The sequence below is a fragment of the Micropruina sp. genome, from assembly GCF_047602385.1.
Classification (GTDB): Bacteria; Actinomycetota; Actinomycetes; order Propionibacteriales; family Propionibacteriaceae; genus Micropruina.
This window is the reverse complement of sequence record NZ_JASGHL010000001.1, coordinates 966511-984539: the sequence shown is the minus strand read 5'-3', so window position 1 is coordinate 984539 and position 18029 is coordinate 966511. Positions and strand designations below refer to the sequence as shown.

The following is an 18029-nucleotide window of genomic DNA, read 5'->3' as shown; positions in this document are numbered from 1 at the left end:
CGCGTTTTTCCTTGGGCGAGCGTTCGCTGAGGGTGGGCGTGGGTCAGCGCATGTGGAAGAGGTTGCGCAGCCAGCCGAGGACGGTCTGGCTGTCCATCGCCTCCTCGAAGCCGTCCGCGATGGCGGCGAACGACGACCTCACCTCGGCCTGGTGGTCGAGGAACCGGCCCTGGCTGATCTCGTCCACGCCGACGCGTCCGGTCGCCGACTCGATCGCCTCGGTGACCCTGATGAGGACGTCGAGCGTGCCGTCGCTGGCGTTGACCGACCAGAACGGCAGCGACGCCTGGTAGTCGTCGTGCGCCCAGGTCACCATCAGGCCGCTCTGCTCATGCACCAACTGCCGCGAATAGGGATTGGTTGCCACGTCGTGCGAGCCGGCCGGCAGCAACTCCAGCAGGTGCGGGTGCAGGCCGTCCCAGGCTGCGACCTCCTCAGCGGTGAGCGCTGCGGTCGACTCGGCTGCGTCCGCGTCGACGGCTGATCCGGAGGGACTGCCGACCTGGTCGACGAAGTGCACGACGAAACTCATGGCGGTGAGCCTACTGAGGGACGGGCGGTTGGGCGAGGATCGCAAGACTGGTGCCAGTGTGACGTCAGTGTGATGCCGATATGCTTGAACACGCGTCATGATGATGTCATCATGGCGTCATGGATCTGAATCCCTATCTTGGAGCGGTCGCCGCCGACTTGGAGAAGGCGACCGCTCTTGCCGATGAGGTGACCCGGAACGTCACCGCGCGGGTCGCCGTCGCGGTCGAGCCGGCGCTACGACTCGCGATGACCCAGCTGCTGGCGGACGCCGCGGCGCAACTCACCAGCGAGCTGCAGAGCACCGTCGTCACGGTGCGAATGGACGGCCGGGAGCCCGTCCTGCAGGTGCAGGAGCATCCGGCTGCGGCCTCCGGGCAGGCCCTGGCTGAGCCGGCGACCGAGGACGAGGGGACGGCGCGGGTCACCGTCCGGCTCCCCGAACAACTGAAGCGAAGCGCCGAGGCACTGGCCCAAGCCGCCGAGCAGTCCCTCAACACCTGGATCGTGCAGGCCGTGCGCCGCGCGACCCAGCCCGCACCCACCGATCGTCGCAACTCGTCCCGCCGAATCACCGGCTGGGCCTGAGGAGGAACCGTGAACACCAACATCAACACCAACACCCGACAGACCTGGGAATTCGCTACGGACGCGGTCCCGCGGCTGAGGTTGCAGGCGTACCACGCCGATGTCTTCGTCGAGCATGGCGGGGCACAGGGGCAGACCTCGGTGACCCTGACTGCGGCCACCGCGGTCGACCTGAGCGGCGTCGAGGCCCGTGCCGAGGGACGCGACATCACCGTGGTCGTCCCGGCGCTGAAGACGTCCGACGGTTCGGGCTTCGGGTTCTCTTTTCAGATCGGGAATTTCACCATCGGCGCCGGGGGATCGGTGCCGGTCCGTCTCGACGTACTGGTGGGCGAGGGCGCCGATCTCGACCTGAAGCTGGGCGGCGGCGACATCGTGGTGGACGGACGTTCGGGTGAGCTGCGGGCACACAGCGGGGGGGGCGACGTCCGCTTCGACGACGCCGGCGAGGTGGTGGTGCACACCGGTGGCGGCGACATTCGGGCCGGCCGCGCGACCGAGGGCAATCTCGACACCGCCGGCGGCGACATCAGCATCGACAGCCTCGGCGAGGGCCGGGTGCACAGCGGTGGTGGCGACGTCCACGTCGGGGCGATCGCATCCGGCACCATAAAGACCGGCGGCGGCGACATCCACGTCGGACGCACCGAGGGCGACGTCACGGTCTCGACTGGCGGCGGCGACGTCCGGATGGACTCGTGCCGCGGCACCACCGAGGTCAGCACCGGCGCCGGCGATGTCAGCGCGCATGTGGTGAGCGGCAGCTGGCATGCCCGTAGCGGCGCCGGCGACATCATCGTGACCGTGCCGGCGGGCGTCCCGGTCTGGCAGGACCTGAGCAGTCCGCTCGGCGATGTCACGAGCCGCATCGGTGGGCGCGGCGAGCCCGCTGAGGGTCAGTCCCACATCGAGATCACCGCTCGCACCGGAACCGGCGACATCAGTGTGAGCTGACCTGGCCACTGGGGACGGTTCTTCTGGTCACTGGGGACGGTTCTTTTGGTCACCGGGGACGGTTCTTCCGGTCACTGGGGACGGTTCTTTTGGTCACCAGGGACGGTTCTTTTGTCACTGGGGACGGTTCTTTTGGTCACCAGGGACGGTTCTTCCGGTCACCGGGGACGGTTCTCTTGGTCACTGGGGACGGTTCTTTCGGTCACTGGGGACGGTTCCCCTCGTCCGGCGAGAGGCTGCGACCTGAGTTCCCCGGCGCTCTCGATACCGGCGGGGTTCTGCCGGTCCGGATGTGGACCGAAAGAACCGTCCCCTCCGTCCATCTGGAACCCGGAAAGAACCCCGGGACCTTCGGCCGGCGTAGCGACGCACCCTCAGATCAGTGGGACGAAGGCGAACCGGTGCTCGCGTTCGGATTCGCGGTGCCAGCCTCGGTGGTCACGGGTGACGGTCCACATCACCCCGGCCGCCGGCAGCACCATCCGCCCGCCCTCGGCGAGTTGCTGCTCCAGTTCCGCCGGAATGGTGCCGGGGTCGGCCGAGACCAGAATGCGGTCGAACGGTGCGGCGTCCGGGAGGCCGAGGACGCCGCGGACTGCCGGCTCGATCCGCGCCCACGGCCGCTGCATGGACGACAGGTGCCGACGGCCGAGTCCGACCAGTTCGGGCACCACCTCGACGCCGACCACGGAGCCGCCCGCGCCGGTCAAGTGGGCCAGCAGCGCGGTGGTCCACCCGGAGCCGCTGCCGACGTCCAGCACCTTGCCGCCGGACGGCACCGCCAGCAACTCCAGCATCAGCCGCACCGTCCACGGCTGGGAGTTGGTGGCCCCATGGCCGATCGGCAACGGCGCGTCCACAGCTGCTCGGCTACGGACAGCGGGTGGCAGGAACCGTTCCCGCGGCGTCGCCGCGAAAGCCTGTTGAACCCGCGCCCGACCGGTGTCCATGATCCAGGGTTGCGCGCAGGCCGGAACTTGTCGAGGGTCCGCAACGGCTCGGTCCGATATCGACCCCAGAGTCAGCGCCCCAGCCAGGCCCCCACGGCGTAGACAGTCGGTTCGGCGCACCACTCTGGGGTCGATATCGGACTTTCCGCCCGACCCCGGCGACCAATCCCGCCGTGGTAGCGCTCAGCCCGTCGCCGGGTCGCGGGTCGAGATCGATGGGACGCCGCCCCGCCCCGGTGGTTGGCTACCTGGGTGCGGGAACGAATGCTGGCCTTCCTGGCGGACATCCGCCCCCTGCGGGTTCCCGACTTCCGCCGGCTCTGGATCGCCAACATCATCACCGTCATCGGCGCGCAGCTCACCGTGGTTGCCGTGCCCGCCCAGATCTACAGCCTCACCGGCAGTTCCGCCATGGTCGGCCTCACCGGGCTGTTCGGACTGGTGCCGCTGGTCGTGTTCGGCCTGTGGGGCGGGGCACTGGCCGACCATTTCGACCGTCGCACGCTGCTGATCGTGACGACCCTCGGCTTGATCCTCACCAGTGGGCTGTTTTGGCTTCTGGCCGAGAGCCGGACCGACAATGTCTGGTTGCTGTTGGTGGTCTATGCCATTCAGCAGGCCTGTTTCGCCGTCAACCAGCCCACCCGGACGGCGGTACTACCCGCGTTGCTCCCGATGGACCAGCTCCCCGCGGCGAACTCGCTGAATATGACGGTGATGAGCGCCGGAGCGATCGCCGGGCCGTTGGCGGGCGGAGCCCTGATTCCGGTGTTCGGATTCCCGCTGCTCTATCTGATCGACACGATCTGCCTACTCGCCACCTTGTGGGCGGTGATCAGACTGCCGAAGCTGCCCGTTCTCGACCGCACCGGCACCCCCGGCCTGCGGTCCGTGCTGGACGGCCTCGGCTATCTGCTGGGCCACCCCATCCTGCTGACATCGTTCCTGGTGGACGGCATCGCGATGGTCTTCGGGATGCCCCGGGCGCTGTTCCCGCAGATCGCCCACGAGAGCTTCGGCGGACCGACCGAGGGCGGCCTTGCCTTCGCTTTGCTGTTCGCGGCGATGCCCGCCGGAGCCGTGCTCGGCGGGGTGCTCTCCGGCTGGGTCTCCAGGATCGACCGGCAGGGCCTGGCGGTGATCTGGAGCGTGGTCGCCTGGGGCGCCGCCGTCGTGGTGACCGGTGTGGCGGTGTGGTTCGCACCGTCGCTGCCGGCCGCCATGCTGGTGGTTGCCGTCTGCGCCCTCGCCTTCGGTGGTGCGGCCGACATGGCCTCCGCCGCCTTCCGGCAGTCGATGCTGCTGACCGCGGCCGACGATGCGGTTCGCGGCCGGCTGCAGGGCGTGTTCATCGTGGTCGTCGCGGGCGGTCCCAGGATCGCCGACGTCCTGCACGGCTGGGCGGCCGAGGGCGTCGGGACGGCCGCGACCACGGCCGGGGGCGGCGTCCTGGTGATCCTCGGGGTGGTGATCGCTGCGATCGCGATCCCGGCGTTCGTCCGGTACCGGCTCTCCGAGCAAGTCGGCCGCCTCGACTCCTGACTCTCTCGCTGGTCGAGCCTGTCAGACCTGCGGCCCGCGGTGCGGCTGGAGCGTTGGTGACCGTGCGTGCGGTCACCTGGCAGCCGGGAGAACCGTCCTCGGTGTCCGGGAGAACCGTCCCCGGTGTCCGGGGGAACCGTCCCCGGTGTCCGGGGGAACCGTCCCCGGTGTCCGGGGGAACCGTCCCCGGTGTCCGGGGGAACCGTCCCCGGTGTCCGGGGGAACCGTCCCCGGTGTCCGGGAGAACCGTCCCCGGTGTCCGGGAGAACCGTCCCCGGTGTCCGGGAGAACCGTCCCCCGTGGTCACCCGGGGCCCATTCGCTCGCCGGACTAATCAGGGCTCGCTGAACTCGGCGAGGCCCAAATAGTTCGGGGAGCGCCGGGGGCGGGGTTAGGGTTGCCGGATGCATGGCTCGCAGCAGACCCTCGTGCGCCCGGCGCCCTTGCGGCTCGGTCCGGTGACGGTCGATCCGCCGGTGGTCTTGGCGCCGATGGCGGGTATCACCAACGCTGCCTACCGACAGCTGTGCCGCGAGCAGGGTGCCGGCCTCTATGTCTGCGAGATGATCACCTCCCGCGGCATCGTCGAACGCATCCCGCGGACCTTCGCGATGCTCCGCTTCGACCCGGCCGAGACCGTCCGCTCCGTGCAGCTCTACGGCGTGGACGCCGATGTGATGGCCAAGGCGACCACCATCTTGTGCGCCGAGTTCGGCGTCGGTCACGTCGACCTCAACTTCGGCTGTCCGGTGCCGAAGGTGACCCGGCGCGGCGGCGGGGGAGCGCTGCCGTGGAAGCGCGACCGGCTGGCCGCGATCCTGACCGCCACGGTGAAGGCCGCCGAGCCGTACGGCGTCCCGGTCACCATGAAGACCCGGATCGGCATCGACGCCGACCACGAGACCTTCCTGGACGCCGGCCGGATCGCCGCCGACTCCGGCTGCGCCGCGATCGCGCTGCACGCCCGGACGGTCAAGCAGTCCTATGGCGGCTACGCCGACTGGGACCGGATCGCCGAACTGGTCGCGTCCACCAGCATTCCGGTGCTCGGCAACGGCGACATCTGGGAGGCTCCGGACGCCCTGGCGATGATGGCGCGCACCGGTTGCGCCGGCGTGGTGATCGGACGCGGCTGCCTCGGGCGACCATGGCTGTTCCGCGACCTGGCCGCGGCTTTCGCCGGTCAGCCCGCCCCGCCGCTGCCGACGCTGGGTGAGGTCGCCGCGATGGTCTACCGGCACGCGGAGTTGCTGGCCGGCCTGGACGGCGAGACCCACGGCATGCGCGATCTGCGCAAGCACATGGCGTGGTACTTCAAAGGCTTCCCGATCGGCGCCGAGCTCCGCCGGGGGCTGGCCATGGTGTCGACCCTGGCCGAACTGGACGGCCTGCTCGCGCAACTCGACCCGGGCATCGAGTTCCCGCGGGCCGAACTGGGCTCACCGCGTGGACGTCAGGGCTCCGCCCGTGAGCGAGTCGTCCTGCCCTACGGCTGGCTCGACTCGCAGTGCCTGGGGGACGCCGACATCGCCGACGCCGAATCGGACGTCTCCGGCGGCTAGGGCCAGCGAACCGCTCGCGGGTCAGGTTCGGTGACGACGCGCGGGACGGGTGACCTGAAGCCGCCAGGCCCGGCGTCGTACACCATGGGCTAAGCCCGGATCTGGGCTAGGGCGTCAGGTAGGGCATGATCGCGGCCACCAGGATGATCGCCGCGATGATCGGCGCCAGGACGCCCAGGATGATCGCCCACACCCCGTAGCCCCGGCCTCGCCGAGTGGCGGTCGCAACGATCCCGGTGACCCAGAAGGCCATGCCTCCGTAGCCCGCGATGTTCAGTGCCAGCATGCCGTTGCTGCCGAGTTGGCTGGTCAGCGCATCGGTGAGTTCTTCGGCGGTCAGCGAGCCGCCGGTCGCGACCGCGATCGGGCCGAACAGGGATCCGATCCGCCACATGAACCAGGAGAGCACCACGGTGCAGACGACCACCCCGCCGAGTGCGACCATGCCCAGCAGGGGGGACCGCTGCTGCGGCTGCTGGCCGTACGGCATCGCCGGGCCGCCCTGTTGGTAGGCCTGTTGGGGGGTGGGGTACCCGCTCTGCTGTCCCCACGCCGAGGACGGCTGGCTGCCCTGGCCGTAGCCGCTCGGCGCATTCCACGCCGCCGGCGCGGCGGGTTGGGCGTATCCGTACGGGGGTTGCTGGGCGGGCTGCTGCGACTGGCTCGGCTGCGCGTACGGGGGCTGGGCGGGCTGCTGCGACTGGCTCGGCTGCGCGTATGGGGGCTGGTAGGGGTTCTGAGGGTTCTGGCCCTGGGTCATGGCTGCCTTCCACGTCGTGACTGTCTTCCATCATGGCAGCAGACGAGGCGGAGCCGGTCGATCTGCCACACCTCCCGGGGGCCTGAGGAATCGCCGATCGATGCTGACAAGATGGGACCATGCCTGAGTTGTCCCCTCGTGCGATCGCCTGGGCCACCACGATGTCCGGTCACGCCGGGGGTGACCTGGTCCTCGCGCACGCCGGCCCGGGGAATCCGCTGGCGGCGTCCGGCCCGATCCTGCGCGAGCAACGCGAAGCCTGGGAGGCGGAGCACCTGACCGCCGGGGCGTCCAGGGCCGTCGGTGCCGGGGACCGAGCGCGGCCCGAACAACCCGACTCGGAGCGGACCTGCTTCGAACGCGACCGGGACCGGATCGTCCACTCGACCGCGTTCCGCCGATTGGCCGGCAAGACCCAGGTGGTCGTCCATCCCACCGATCACCAGCGCACCCGGCTCACCCATGCCCTCGAGGTCGCCCAGGTCGCGACCTCGATCGCCCGCGGCGTCGGCGCCAACGTCACCCTTGCCGAGGCCATCGCGCTGGGCCACGACTGCGGGCACGGTCCCGGTGGCCATGCCAGCGAGGACGCCTTCGACGCCTTCCTGCCCGAGGGCTACGATCACGGCCCCTGGGGTGCGGACGTCGTGCTGACCTCGCTCAACCTCTGCCGCGAGACCCTCGACGGCATCCGCAATCACTCCTGGTCACGGCCCACGCCGGCCACGGTGGAGGGCGAGATCGTCAGTTGGGCCGACCGGATCGCCTACTGCGCCCACGACCTGGAGGACGCCATCGGGGCCGGCATCGTGGGCCTGGCCGACGTCCCGCCCGGAGTGGTCGAGGTTGCCGGTGCGACCCGGCGCGAGCAGCTCAGCGTCTTCGTTCGCGAGGTGATCGGCACCACCGTCGCCACCGGATCAATCGGCATGCGTGCTCCGGTGGCCGCGGCCCTGGCCGAGCTGCGGACGTTCAACTACCAGCGCATCTACACCCGCCCCGAGTCGGTCGCCCAGTCCGACGCGGTGGTCGCCGTTCTTCGCGCGCTGGTGTCGTTCTACCTGGAGAACCCGGCCCGGCTGCCCGGACAGCCGGACGATCCGGCGAAGCTGGCGCGCGCCGCGGTCGCCTACGTGGGCGGGATGACCGACCGGTTCGCCTTCGACAGCGCCGTCCACCTGCTCGGCTGGGATCGGGCGCGGCTGCCACGTCCGCAGTGAGGCTCCCCAGCGGGGCGGAGCCGACAGCACACGAGATCTCTGCACTCGACGCGGACCTCACCGCTCGCTGAGGCACGAGCTACGTGACGAGTGCAGACATTTCGTGTTGTCGGGCTCTGCTGCCGCTCTGCACGGCCGGGGCGGTGGCAGCCGGGGCTGCGTACACTGCCGGATGTGGCGGGCTTGATCAACGAGGACGATCTGGCGACCGTCCGCGAGCGCAGCCGGATCGAGGACGTGGTCGGCTCCTACGTCACCCTTCGCCCCGCCGGCGGGGGAGCGCTGGTCGGGCTGTGCCCGTTCCACGACGAGAAGACGCCGTCGTTCAGGGTCACCCCGTCCCGCGGCTTCTACTACTGCTTCGGCTGCAACGTCGGCGGCGACGTGATCGGCTTCGTCCAGGCGATCAACAACTCCAGTTTCGTCGAGGCGGTCGAATTCCTTGCCGACCGGGTCGGCGTCCAGCTGCGGTACACCGACGGGGGCGGCGGCGTCCGGGTCGAGCCGGGGCTGCGGTCGCGGATCCTGGAGGCGAACCGGCTGGCGGCGGAGTTCTTCGCCGACCAGCTGAGCAGCCCGGACGCCGTGGCCGGTCGCCAATTCCTCGCCGAGCGCGGCTTCGACCGGGACGCCGCCGAGCACTTCGGGGTCGGGTTCGCCCCGATGGGCGGCCGCGAACTGGCCAAGCATCTGCGGGCGCACAAATTCAGCGACGACGAGCTGGTCAAGGCGAGCCTGATCCGTGACGGCGGCTGGGACTATTTTCAGGCCCGGCTGCTCTGGCCGATCCGGGACGCCGGTCGCTCGGTGCTCGGCTTCGGCGCCCGGCGGTTGTTCGACGACGACCGGATGCCGGCCAAGTACATCAATACCCGCGAGACGCCGGTCTACAAGAAGTCGCACGTGCTCTACGGCCTCGACCTGGCCCGGCAGAACATCGCCAGGAAGAACCAGGCGGTGATCGTCGAGGGCTACACCGACGTGATGGCCGCCCACCTCGCCGGCATCGACACGGCGGTCGCCTCCTGCGGGACCGCGTTCGGCGACGACCACGCGCGGCTGCTGTCCCGGCTGATCGGGTCGACCGATGCGCTGAAGGGCGAAGTCATCTTCACCTTCGACGGGGACGCCGCCGGCCAGGCCGCCGCGCTGAAGGTGTTCGCCGGCGATCAGCACTTCATCTCCCAGACCTACGTGGCGATCGAGCCCACCGGACTCGACCCGTGCGACCTGCGCATCCAGCAGGGCGACGCCGCCGTCCGGGAACTCGTCGGACGCCGTGAGCCGCTGTACCGCTACGTGATGGCCAATACCATCGCCGGCTTCGACCTCGACCGGGTGGACGGCCGGCTCGGTGCCCTGCGTGCGGCGGCACCCCTGGTCGGCAGCGTCCGGGACAGCTCCCTGGTCAACGGCTACATCCACGAACTGGCCAAGATGCTCGGCGCCGAGATCGACGAGGTGCGCCGCGAGGTCGCCCGGGCCGGCCGCCGCAAACTGCCGACCGGGCCCGACCGGGCGCCGATGCCGTCCGAACCACCCCCGGACGAGCCGCCGCTGCTCGGCCTGCCGATGCCGAACCCGCGCGACCGATCTCTGGAGGTGGAGCGGGGGACGCTGCGGTTGATGGTGCGGGCGCCCGAGGTGTTCGCCGCGGGCTGGAACGGGGTCGGTGTCGACGAGTTCACCCACCCGGCCTACCGGGCCATCTTCGCGGCCATCGCGGACGCCGGAACACCCGGCGGAGACTGGCCGCAGCCGGTGCTCGAGGCCGGCGCCGACGGCACCGTCGCCGCGGTGGTGGCGGCACTGGCCACCGAGCCGTTGCTGCGGCCGGCGAACCCCGGCTATGCCGCCGAGTACGTGGCGAAACTGCGACTGCTGAGCGTCGCCCGCTCGATCGCCAACCTGAAGTCGAAGCTGCAGCGCACCAACCCGATCGACGACCAGGTCGGCTACAACCGGATGTTCGCCACGCTGCTCGAACTGGAGCGGCAGCGACGCGAGCTCAACGAGGCGGCGGCGGGTCCGGCCAGCTGAACCGGGAGTCTCGGCACGACCAACTCGGTTCCGGCAAGCGGGAATCACCGATTGTGAGCGACATGGGAAATTGGTGTTGTCCCGATGTTGCCTGCACAGCTGGTCCGCGGGCGTTCGCTTTCGCGGCGCCGTTGGCGAGCATCGGGACATGAACGATGCGACCCGGGTGTTGGGGGCTGCCGAGGAGATTCGGCTGGCCCAAGAGATCGAGGCCGGCCTGCTCGCCGGTGACCTGCTGGCCCGCGGCGACAGATCGACCGCGTCCGGACCCGAGCTGATCACGCTGCAGCGGCTGGGCGAGCAGGCTTGGCAACGGTTCCTGTTGGGCAACGTGCGCCTGGTGCAGAGCATCGCGGCTCAAGAGGCCCGGCGCTCGCCGGTCGAGGTCGACGAGCTCTTCCAGGAGGGTTTCGTCGGTCTCGGCGAGGCGCTGCAGCGCTGGGATCACCGGGCCGGCTACCGGTTCAGCACCTTCGCGACGCAGTGGATCCGGCGTCGGGTGACCGACGCGTCCGCGGCGCGATGGGTGCCGGCGTCGGTGCGGTCGGTGCTGCGGGCGCGCGGGGTGCGCAGCCTGGCCGACCGGTTGACGGGCGAATTGCACCGCAACGCCACCGACGCCGAACTGGCCGGCCTGCTCGGCCGCAGTCCGCGCTGGGTGATGCGGATGCGGCACCTGTCGGCCTTCGTGCCGCTCGAGCGGGCGATGATCGGCGCCGGCGCGTCCACCCCCGGTGAGCCCGAGATCGATGTCCGGGCGCTGCTTCCGGAGCTGCCCGAGGTCGAGGCCGAGATCGTGCACGTCAGGTTCGGGCTGGACGGCAGGCCCGGCCTGGGTCAGCGCCCGGCCGCGGAGATACTCGGGATCTCGCTGAGCACACTGCGCCGGCACGAGGCCCGGGCCTTGCGCCGGCTACGCGGCTGGCTGTTGGACGAGCAGGCCGCGTGAGGCCGCGATAATGACCCGATGGGCCTCTTCGACCGTGCCGGGCTGCCGCGTGCTGACTTCGACCGCCTCACTCAGGCGCTCGGACGCCGCGTCCGGGTGCTCGCCTGGGCGCGCGGGGCTGACGGCCCGGTGGCCGGCCTGGCCGACCGGCTGGCCATCGGGGAGCCCGCCGGATGGCGATTCGTCGGCTGGCACGAGATCGCCGCCGGCGGCTGGGACGCCGAGACCGCGATGCTGCGCTGGCGGCTCGACGACGGCAGTGAACAGCACGTCCTGCTGGAGGGCCCGGGTTCGCTGCCCGAACTGTTCCGCGAGCGGGTGGACGCCAGCATCGTCGTCCGCGAGAAGGTCGAATTGCACCGGGGGCGGACGGCGACGATCGTGGCCCGACGCAGGCTGGACGGTACCCCGTCCCCGCTGCTCTGGACGGTGATCCGGCAGGGCGGCAGCTTCGACGCCGACCAGTCCGCGCACGCCGACGGTGAGCTGGCGCGGCTGCAAGCCGAATACGACATCAGCTGATCGTTCTGCTAACGTTTCTTCTCGCGTGCCACGCGATCCCCTGTAGCTCAATTGGCAGAGCGTCGGACTGTTAATCCGTAGGTTCCTGGTTCGAGTCCAGGCGGGGGAGCGGTAAAGGTCCTTGTGAGATCCGGTTTCCGGAATCCTGCGAGGACCATTTCTGTTGCCCGCCCCAGATCGGCTGCAACGATCTGGGGCGGGACTTCCTCATTCGGGATCCCGGGCCGCCATGCTCAGGGCCCAGTCGCAGAACGGCACCACCCAGTTCCGCTCGCGCTGCTCCCAGCGCTTGGCCACCGAGGACTGCGGGAACAGGGTGTAGCTGGTGCCCGGATTGTGCAGGCACAGGTCGGAGCCCAGCTCGTCGGTGACGATCCGCCACTCGAAGCCGCCCGCCGAGCGGAGATGCTCGCCGAGGACCGCCGCAACCAGGTTCACCACATCGTTGCCGATCTCGGGCGGCTGGCTCCCGCTCTCGACCGCGGCAACCGCACCGTCGAACAACCCGCCGATCGAACGCGGGTCGTCCGGTGTGGCACCCATCGCCCGTCCGCGTGTGGTCAGTTCGGTCAGCCACGCCTGTTCGGCGGCGGTCAACTCGCTGTAGGTCTGTTGTCCTTCCATGCCGTCCACCCTGGCACATCGTGGCGTTCCCACTCCGTCCGCGTGCATCAACGCGGATGCATCCGCATCGGTCAGGTGTGAGACCGCGGATGACCATCCGCACGGCAGAGGGAGGAACCATGGCGACAAGCCAGAACGGATGGACCGTTCAGAACACGAAAGCGGAGATGTGGCCCCACCCGAAGGTGGGGCCGATCCTGGGCGGCCCGGTGTGGGTGGTACTGACCGCCTTTCTGCACCGCTACGAAGCCGAGATCGAGCCGATCGGCAGATCGTCCGGCTGCTACAACAAGCGCCACATCGCCGGCAGTGCGAAGTGGAGCAACCATGCCTCGGCGACCGCGGTCGACCTGAACTGGAACCGGCATCCGGTGGGTGGGCAAGACACCGGCTACTCGGCTCAGCAGGTCAGTGCACTCACCGCGCTGCTGAAGGCGTTCCCGGTGCTGCGCTGGGGCGGGCCGGCGTTCAACGACCCGATGCACTACGAGATCAAGCCAGGGGCGTCCCGCGCCCAGGTGAGGAAGCTGGCCACCAAGCTGCTGCAGAAGCAGCTTCGGCTCCGCGGCTTCGAGTTGGACGTGGACGGCGTCCGGGGGCCGGCGACCGCCGCCGCGCTGCTGAAGTTCCAGAAGGCCCAGGGTCTCGAGGCGGACGGCGTGGACGGGCCCAAGACCTGGGCGGCGCTGCTCTCGGCCGAATCGGTTGCGGCCTGAGTGGGGACCGCTCAGATCAGGTCGTCGTGTGCGCCGCTGATCCAGGCCAGGTAGCGCTCGGCGGAGAACCGGACGATCGCGGCGGCGTCGTCGGACAGGCGTCCGGCGACGTTGTCGTAGAGCCTCCGGTAGGGGTGCCGGTCGAATCCGGCCACTATCCGGCGGACACCCAGCGGTGACATCGGGATCGCGTTGGGATAGCTGCGCAGGAAGGTCACGTTGCCGTCCGGACGCACGGCGCAGGCATCGCCGGCCAGCAGCACCCCGGCGCCGTCGGCACCGGTCCAGTGCGCGATGGTCTGGCCGGGGAAGTGGCCGCCGACCTGGCTGGCCCGGATGCCGGGCACAGGTTCGAACGGGTCGTCCCAGGTGACGATCGCCGGGTCGGCGCGCTGCACCCAGCGTGCGTCCTTGGCCGCCACATAGACCGGGACGCCGCCGAGCGCGTGGCTCCAGGCCACCTGCGAGCCGTACATATGCGGATGGCTGGCCATGATGGCTGCGACGCCGCCGAGTCCGCGCAGCAGCTCCAGCGCCGTCGGGTCGACCAGGGAGGGCACGTCGAACAACAGGTTGCCGCCCGTGCCGGTGGCCAGCAGTGCAGTCTGGCCGATGCCGATCTTCGGTTCGGGGCGGAATCCCCACAGGCCCGGCTCGAGCTCGGTGACCTCGAGCCGGTAGCCGTCGCGGACCAGGTCAACGCTGGTGGCCCAGGCCGGTCCGGACGGCAGCACGTACTGCCGCTCGTCGGTGCAGATGGCGCAGGCCGGCGGCGGTTCGGCGGCGATCGCCTGCTCGACGCCACAGGTGCGGCAAATCCATTCGGTCGCGGTCATCGCAGTTCCTTTCAGCGGACGCCGTTGAGGTAGGCGAGCACGGCCCGCACCCGGCGGTTGTCCTGGTTGGGGCCGAGATCGAGCTTGGCGAAGATGTTCGCCACGTGCTTGGCCACCGCGGCCGGGGTGATCACCAGCTGGCCGGCGATCTGCTGGTTGGCGGCCCCCTTGGCCATCAGCGACAGCACCTCCAGTTCGCGCGGGGTGAGCCGGCCCAGCCGTGGATCGGTCCGGCGGGCGTTGAGCAGCTGGGCGACCACCTCGGGGTCCATCACCACTTCGCCGGCGGCGACCAGTTCGGCCGACCGCATGAAGTCGGCCACCCGTCCGACCCGTTCCTTGAGCAGGTAGCCGACACCGCCGGCCGCGTTGGTCTCGAGCAGGGTGGCGGCGTAGGCGGGGGCCACGTACTGGCTGACGATCAGCATCGGCAGTCCGGGATGAGCCGCCCGTAACTGCACCGCCGCCCGCAGTCCGTCGTCGGTCATGGTGGGTGGCATCCGGACGTCGGTGATCACCAGATCGGGCAGGCCGTCCGGGCTGTCGGCGAGCCGGTTGCACTGGGCGATCAACTCGGGCGCGTCCCCGGCCTCGGCGGCCACGGTGTGCCCGGCGCGCTCGAGCAGGCCGACCAGGCCGGCCCGGATCAGCGCGGCATCGTCGGCCACCAGGATGCGCATTCACGTCCCTCTCGTTCGTCGATCACCGTAACGCTGTTCAGCGCCCCGGATGCGGGAAGCTGGCCCGGATGATGGTCGGGCCGCCCGCCGGACTGCTCACCCAGCAGCCGCCGCCGAAGGCCTGGACCCGCTCGATCATGCCGCTCAGACCGTGCCCGGGGCGGACCACCGCGCCACCGCGTCCGTCGTCGTAGACCTCGACCTGGAGTTGGTCGGACTGGGCCACCCGGACCGTCATCGTGGTCGCCTGGGCGTGCTTGACGGCGTTGGTGAACGCCTCGCTGACCAAGTAGTACGCGGCCAGGGCGAGCTGCTCGGGCGGTTCCCGCAGGCCGGTGATGGTGACGCTGACCGGCACCGGCTGGCGTCCGGCCAACTCGCGGACGGCGTCCGCCAGCCCACGGTCGGTGAGGATCTGCGGATGGATCCCGCGGACCGTGTCGCGCAGCGAAGTCATCGCGGCCTCCATCGACGAATGGGCCGACGCCAGCGCCTCGCGGACCGCTTCCGGACGGCCGCCCTCCAGGGCGTACTCGGCCTCGCCGAGTTTCATCCCGAGCAGCACCAGGTGTTGCTGGGCGCCGTCGTGCAGATCGCGTTCGATCCGGCGCCGTTCGGCGGCGAAGACGTCCACCAGTTCGCGGCGGGACGTGGTGAGCTGGTCGACCTGCTCGCGCAGTTCGGCCTTCGGCCGGATCAGGTCCTCGATCAGGATCGCCTGCACGCTGGCCAGCGCCCAGGCCACGTACAGCCCGGCGATCAGGATCACCAGCAACCCGAGCAGGGCCAGCAGCGCGTCGCTGGTCACCGGCTGGCCGATCCGGCTGACCAGTGCCGACGTGATCCCGAGCACCAGGGTCACCAGGAAGGCGCCGGGTAGCAGATCGACGAGCCCGAACAACACCGCGATACCCCACACCGCCAGGTTGCCCTCGCGCAGGCCGGTGGTGTCCCAGGGATGCCGGAGCGGTCCGCTCGGCAGCGGACCGGGCCGGTGCAGGCGCAACAGCCGCAGCCGGTAGGCCTCCATGTTCGCGGTGGCCCAGGCGACCAGCGGCAGCACCAGCAGCCCGAGGATGCCGGCGATCAACGCCAGCCCGCCGCCGACGATCGCGGTGGCACAGTAGGCCACCGCGCCCCAGCCGAGCGGGCTGACCAGCATCCGCAGCGGGTTCGGCGGCGGCTTCAGCCGAGAACGCACCGCCGCCTCGTGGGACGGGCTCGGTTCGGTCACGCTGCCACCCTAGAAGCGTTCGGACGCCGATGGCAGGGTGCCACGACCACCGGCCGGTAGTGCTGGCACTACCCGGCGGACACCGGGCAGCGCCCGTGAACCGGCGGCGTCCACCCGGTTGGCTGGAGTCATGACAGCGAACCAGCAGCGGCCGGCACTCCGGGCCCAGCAGATCAGCAAATCCTTCGGCGACGTCCGGGCCCTCGACCGGGTCAGCCTCGACATCCCGGCCGGCCAGTCGGTGTCGGTGATGGGGCCGTCCGGATCGGGCAAGTCGACCCTGCTGCACTGCCTGGCCGGCATCCTGCGTCCCGACGACGGCGACGTCAGCCTCGGCGACGAACCCGTCTCGCTGGCCTCGGACGCCGCTCGCAGCCGAATCCGGCTGGCCCGGATGGGTTTCGTGTTCCAGGACGGCCAACTGCTGCCCGAATTGACCGCCCTGGAGAACGTCGCGCTGCCGTTGCTGCTGCTCGGACGCCCTCGCGCCGAGGCGTTCCGGCGGGCCGGCGAGTGTCTGCAATGGCTGGGCCTGGCCGGGCTGGAGGCCCGGCGTCCGGGGCAGCTCTCCGGTGGCCAGGCGCACCGGGTGGCGATCGCCCGAGCCCTGGTCGGTCAGCCGGACGTCGTCCTCGCCGACGAGCCGACGGGTGCGCTCGACCAGGCCACCGGCGCCGAGGTGATGCGGGTGCTGACCGCCGCGGTTGCGGCCGTCGGCGCCAGCCTGGTCGTCGTCACCCATGACGCCGGGGTTGCCGAGTGGTGCCAGCGGCACGTCGAGATCGTCGACGGCCGGGTCAGCAACGACTTCTTCACCCGGAGCGCCGCCTGATGAACCAGTTCCGTGTTGCCCCGCTGCTGCTGCGCGGTCGGATCCGTTCCGGCAGCGGCCTGATCGATCTGCTCGCCGTGCTCGCGTTCACCGTCAGCAGTTGGCTGTTGCTCTCGGTGCTCGCCGGCGTGCACGCCTTCGTCGAGCGCCAACTCCACCCGCCGGCGGCGTTCCTGGCCGCGCTCGCCGGGCACCCCGAATACGGGGCGGCACAGTTGCCGGTGTGGACGCTGCTGGCGGCCTGCGCCGGCGTCCTGCTGATCGTGCCGCTGGTCACCTTGGGCGCGGCCGCCGCCCGGATGGGCGCGCTGGGACGGGACCAGCGGCTCGCCACACTGCGGCTGCTCGGCATCACCGGCGGCCAGGCGACCGGGCTGAGCGCCGCGGAGACCATGCTGGCGGCGCTGGCCGGCGGCCTGCTCGGCGTCGGCGGCTACCTGCTCACCCTGCCGGTCTGGGCGGCGATCAGCTTCCAGGCCGCACCGTTGAGCGCGGCGGAGATGCTGCTGCCGGCCTGGGCGATCGCGGCGACGATCGCCGGACTGGTGCTGCTGGCCGGTCTCAGTTCGGTGACCGGGCTGCTGCAGCTCTCCATCTCGCCGCTGGGGGTGGCTCGCCGGGCACCCCGTCCGGCGCTGCGGTTGTGGCGGCTGTTGGTGTTGCCGCTGGCGATCGTCGACTGGCTGCTCCTCGCCCCGCTGCTGAACCTGGCGCATGAGTTGGTCTATTCGGCGGTGGTGATCCTGATCGTGCTGGCCCTGTTCATGGGCGTGATCAACCTGGTCGGACCGTGGCTGCTGCAGCTGCTCGGGCTGCTCTTCACCCGCTCCGGACGGCCGCAGGTGCTGCTCGCCGGACGCCGGCTGCTGGCCGACCCGAAAGGTGCCTGGCGCTCGGTATCCGGTCTGGCCTTCGTCGGCTTCACCGGCGGTGCCCTGGTCAGCCTGCCCGATTTCAGTGCCTACAGCGACGACCCGCTGCTGCGGATCCTGGCCGAGGACGTCCGCACCGGCACCTATCTGACCCTGGGGATCGCCTTCGTGGTGGCGGCCACGTCCACCCTGCTGAACCAGGCGTCCGCCGTCCTGGACCAGCGCCGCGAACTGCGCCAGCTGGCCAACCTGGGGGTGCCCCGGCGGCTGCACGACCGCACCCGGTTGGTCGAGGTGGTCGCCCCGGCAGCGCTCAGCGCGCTCGGTTCCGGCGGCCTGGCCATCCTGTTCTTCGCCCAGTTGCCGAGCATGAACGCGACACCGATCGGGCCGATGCTGTTCGCGGCGTCCCTGCTCGCCGGGATCGCGCTGGTCTGGGCGGCGGGGGAGGCCTGCCGTCCGATGCTGCGGACCGCGCTGGCCGGCGTCGGCGTCCGGGCTGAGTGAGAGTGGACCGAAAGAACCGTCCCCTCGGTCCACCCGGTATGCCGGGGACGGTGCTTTCGGTCCAGGTGGTACGGAGGGAGGGTTCTTTCGGTCCACCGATCCGCCCCGGT

18 protein-coding genes and 1 tRNA gene are annotated in these 18029 nt (G+C 70.6%); 12 read left to right on the top strand and 7 right to left on the bottom strand.

Translation table 11 applies throughout. The features are described from left to right. Positions 1 to 43: 43 nt before the first annotated feature. The gene (locus tag QM711_RS04595; protein WP_415096693.1) at positions 44 to 532 is read right to left on the bottom strand and encodes a hypothetical protein; all 489 of its coding nucleotides are present in this window, start codon (positions 530 to 532) and stop codon (positions 44 to 46) included. A 119-nt stretch (positions 533 to 651) separates the two neighbouring features. Here QM711_RS04595 and QM711_RS04590 point away from each other — a divergent pair, with 119 nt between their 5' ends. Together QM711_RS04590 and QM711_RS04585 are read left to right on the top strand one after the other, a co-directional pair. After that, the gene (locus QM711_RS04590; RefSeq protein ID WP_415096691.1) at positions 652 to 1119 is read left to right on the top strand and encodes a YlcI/YnfO family protein; all 468 of its coding nucleotides are present in this window, start codon (positions 652 to 654) and stop codon (positions 1117 to 1119) included. 9 nt (positions 1120 to 1128) lie between these two features. Beyond that, a complete protein-coding gene (locus tag QM711_RS04585) occupies positions 1129 to 2073 on the top strand; it encodes a DUF4097 family beta strand repeat-containing protein (protein ID WP_415096689.1) in 945 nt (314 codons plus the stop codon). A gap of 374 nt (positions 2074 to 2447) precedes the next feature. Here the strand turns inward: QM711_RS04585 and QM711_RS04580 are convergent, their stop codons facing one another. After that, complete coding sequence (locus QM711_RS04580) at positions 2448 to 3023, bottom strand: protein-L-isoaspartate O-methyltransferase family protein (RefSeq protein WP_415096687.1); 576 nt, start codon at positions 3021 to 3023, stop codon at positions 2448 to 2450. A gap of 252 nt (positions 3024 to 3275) precedes the next feature. On the opposite strand from QM711_RS04580, the gene QM711_RS04575 reads away from it, so the two are divergent. Together QM711_RS04575 and dusB are read left to right on the top strand one after the other, a co-directional pair. Next, a complete protein-coding gene (locus QM711_RS04575) occupies positions 3276 to 4565 on the top strand; it encodes an MFS transporter (protein ID WP_415096685.1) in 1290 nt (429 codons plus the stop codon). 404 nt (positions 4566 to 4969) lie between these two features. Beyond that, positions 4970 to 6127 carry a tRNA dihydrouridine synthase DusB gene (gene dusB / locus QM711_RS04570; RefSeq protein WP_415096683.1) on the top strand — a complete coding sequence of 386 codons (1158 nt, stop codon included), beginning with the start codon at positions 4970 to 4972 and terminating at the stop codon, positions 6125 to 6127. A 106-nt stretch (positions 6128 to 6233) separates the two neighbouring features. Here the strand turns inward: dusB and QM711_RS04565 are convergent, their stop codons facing one another. Next, positions 6234 to 6887 (bottom strand): hypothetical protein, encoded by a 654-nt coding sequence (locus QM711_RS04565; protein ID WP_415096681.1) that lies wholly within the window; start codon positions 6885 to 6887, stop codon positions 6234 to 6236. A gap of 119 nt (positions 6888 to 7006) precedes the next feature. On the opposite strand from QM711_RS04565, the gene QM711_RS04560 reads away from it, so the two are divergent. The 5 genes from QM711_RS04560 (at position 7007) to QM711_RS04540 (ending at position 11727) form a co-directional block, all read left to right on the top strand. Further along, complete coding sequence (locus QM711_RS04560; protein WP_415096679.1) at positions 7007 to 8107, top strand: HD domain-containing protein; 1101 nt, start codon at positions 7007 to 7009, stop codon at positions 8105 to 8107. Positions 8108 to 8281: 174 nt separating this feature from the next. Continuing rightward, complete coding sequence (gene dnaG, locus QM711_RS04555) at positions 8282 to 10147, top strand: DNA primase (RefSeq protein WP_415096677.1); 1866 nt, start codon at positions 8282 to 8284, stop codon at positions 10145 to 10147. 148 nt (positions 10148 to 10295) lie between these two features. Then, complete coding sequence (locus QM711_RS04550; protein WP_415096675.1) at positions 10296 to 11096, top strand: sigma-70 family RNA polymerase sigma factor; 801 nt, start codon at positions 10296 to 10298, stop codon at positions 11094 to 11096. A gap of 18 nt (positions 11097 to 11114) precedes the next feature. After that, the gene (locus tag QM711_RS04545) at positions 11115 to 11618 is read left to right on the top strand and encodes a hypothetical protein (protein WP_415096673.1); all 504 of its coding nucleotides are present in this window, start codon (positions 11115 to 11117) and stop codon (positions 11616 to 11618) included. 36 nt (positions 11619 to 11654) lie between these two features. Continuing rightward, a tRNA-Asn gene (locus QM711_RS04540) sits at positions 11655 to 11727 on the top strand. 98 nt (positions 11728 to 11825) lie between these two features. On the opposite strand, the gene QM711_RS04535 is transcribed toward QM711_RS04540, so the two are convergent. Then, positions 11826 to 12242 carry a DUF3806 domain-containing protein gene (locus QM711_RS04535; RefSeq protein ID WP_415096671.1) on the bottom strand — a complete coding sequence of 139 codons (417 nt, stop codon included), beginning with the start codon at positions 12240 to 12242 and terminating at the stop codon, positions 11826 to 11828. A gap of 119 nt (positions 12243 to 12361) precedes the next feature. Here QM711_RS04535 and QM711_RS04530 point away from each other — a divergent pair, with 119 nt between their 5' ends. After that, positions 12362 to 12958 carry a peptidoglycan-binding protein gene (locus QM711_RS04530; protein ID WP_415096669.1) on the top strand — a complete coding sequence of 199 codons (597 nt, stop codon included), beginning with the start codon at positions 12362 to 12364 and terminating at the stop codon, positions 12956 to 12958. Positions 12959 to 12969: 11 nt separating this feature from the next. Here QM711_RS04530 and QM711_RS04525 read toward each other — a convergent pair whose 3' ends face one another. Genes QM711_RS04525 through QM711_RS04515 form a run of 3 tightly spaced genes read right to left on the bottom strand, consistent with a single transcriptional unit; the run spans position 12970 to position 15708 of the window. Further along, positions 12970 to 13794, bottom strand: a complete 825-nt coding sequence (locus tag QM711_RS04525; RefSeq protein WP_415096667.1) for a hydrolase — start codon at positions 13792 to 13794, stop codon at positions 12970 to 12972. Positions 13795 to 13805: 11 nt separating this feature from the next. Then, a complete protein-coding gene (locus QM711_RS04520; protein WP_415096665.1) occupies positions 13806 to 14474 on the bottom strand; it encodes a response regulator in 669 nt (222 codons plus the stop codon). Positions 14475 to 14511: 37 nt separating this feature from the next. Further along, positions 14512 to 15708 carry a sensor histidine kinase gene (locus tag QM711_RS04515; protein WP_415096663.1) on the bottom strand — a complete coding sequence of 399 codons (1197 nt, stop codon included), beginning with the start codon at positions 15706 to 15708 and terminating at the stop codon, positions 14512 to 14514. Positions 15709 to 15838: 130 nt separating this feature from the next. On the opposite strand from QM711_RS04515, the gene QM711_RS04510 reads away from it, so the two are divergent. Together QM711_RS04510 and QM711_RS04505 are read left to right on the top strand one after the other, a co-directional pair. After that, entirely contained in the window at positions 15839 to 16540 is a 702-nt protein-coding gene (locus QM711_RS04510) for an ABC transporter ATP-binding protein (RefSeq protein WP_415096661.1), read from the top strand. After that, the gene (locus tag QM711_RS04505) at positions 16540 to 17919 is read left to right on the top strand and encodes a hypothetical protein (RefSeq protein ID WP_415096659.1); all 1380 of its coding nucleotides are present in this window, start codon (positions 16540 to 16542) and stop codon (positions 17917 to 17919) included. Before QM711_RS04510 ends, QM711_RS04505 begins: the two co-directional genes overlap by 1 nt. Positions 17920 to 18029 lie beyond the last annotated feature (110 nt).

What these genes read in the sequence shown, in the direction of transcription:
- QM711_RS04595 (WP_415096693.1), bottom strand. Translation starts at nt 532, where the DNA reads ATGAGTTTCGTCGTGCACTTCGTCGACCAGGTCGGCAGTCCCTCCGGA.
- QM711_RS04590 (WP_415096691.1), top strand. Translation starts at nt 652, where the DNA reads ATGGATCTGAATCCCTATCTTGGAGCGGTCGCCGCCGACTTGGAGAAG.
- QM711_RS04580 (WP_415096687.1), bottom strand. Translation starts at nt 3,023, where the DNA reads ATGGACACCGGTCGGGCGCGGGTTCAACAGGCTTTCGCGGCGACGCCG.
- dusB (WP_415096683.1), top strand. Translation starts at nt 4,970, where the DNA reads ATGCATGGCTCGCAGCAGACCCTCGTGCGCCCGGCGCCCTTGCGGCTC.
- QM711_RS04565 (WP_415096681.1), bottom strand. Translation starts at nt 6,887, where the DNA reads ATGACCCAGGGCCAGAACCCTCAGAACCCCTACCAGCCCCCATACGCG.
- QM711_RS04560 (WP_415096679.1), top strand. Translation starts at nt 7,007, where the DNA reads ATGCCTGAGTTGTCCCCTCGTGCGATCGCCTGGGCCACCACGATGTCC.
- QM711_RS04550 (WP_415096675.1), top strand. Translation starts at nt 10,296, where the DNA reads ATGAACGATGCGACCCGGGTGTTGGGGGCTGCCGAGGAGATTCGGCTG.
- QM711_RS04545 (WP_415096673.1), top strand. Translation starts at nt 11,115, where the DNA reads ATGGGCCTCTTCGACCGTGCCGGGCTGCCGCGTGCTGACTTCGACCGC.
- QM711_RS04535 (WP_415096671.1), bottom strand. Translation starts at nt 12,242, where the DNA reads ATGGAAGGACAACAGACCTACAGCGAGTTGACCGCCGCCGAACAGGCG.
- QM711_RS04530 (WP_415096669.1), top strand. Translation starts at nt 12,362, where the DNA reads ATGGCGACAAGCCAGAACGGATGGACCGTTCAGAACACGAAAGCGGAG.
- QM711_RS04525 (WP_415096667.1), bottom strand. Translation starts at nt 13,794, where the DNA reads ATGACCGCGACCGAATGGATTTGCCGCACCTGTGGCGTCGAGCAGGCG.
- QM711_RS04520 (WP_415096665.1), bottom strand. Translation starts at nt 14,474, where the DNA reads ATGCGCATCCTGGTGGCCGACGATGCCGCGCTGATCCGGGCCGGCCTG.
- QM711_RS04510 (WP_415096661.1), top strand. Translation starts at nt 15,839, where the DNA reads ATGACAGCGAACCAGCAGCGGCCGGCACTCCGGGCCCAGCAGATCAGC.
- QM711_RS04505 (WP_415096659.1), top strand. Translation starts at nt 16,540, where the DNA reads ATGAACCAGTTCCGTGTTGCCCCGCTGCTGCTGCGCGGTCGGATCCGT.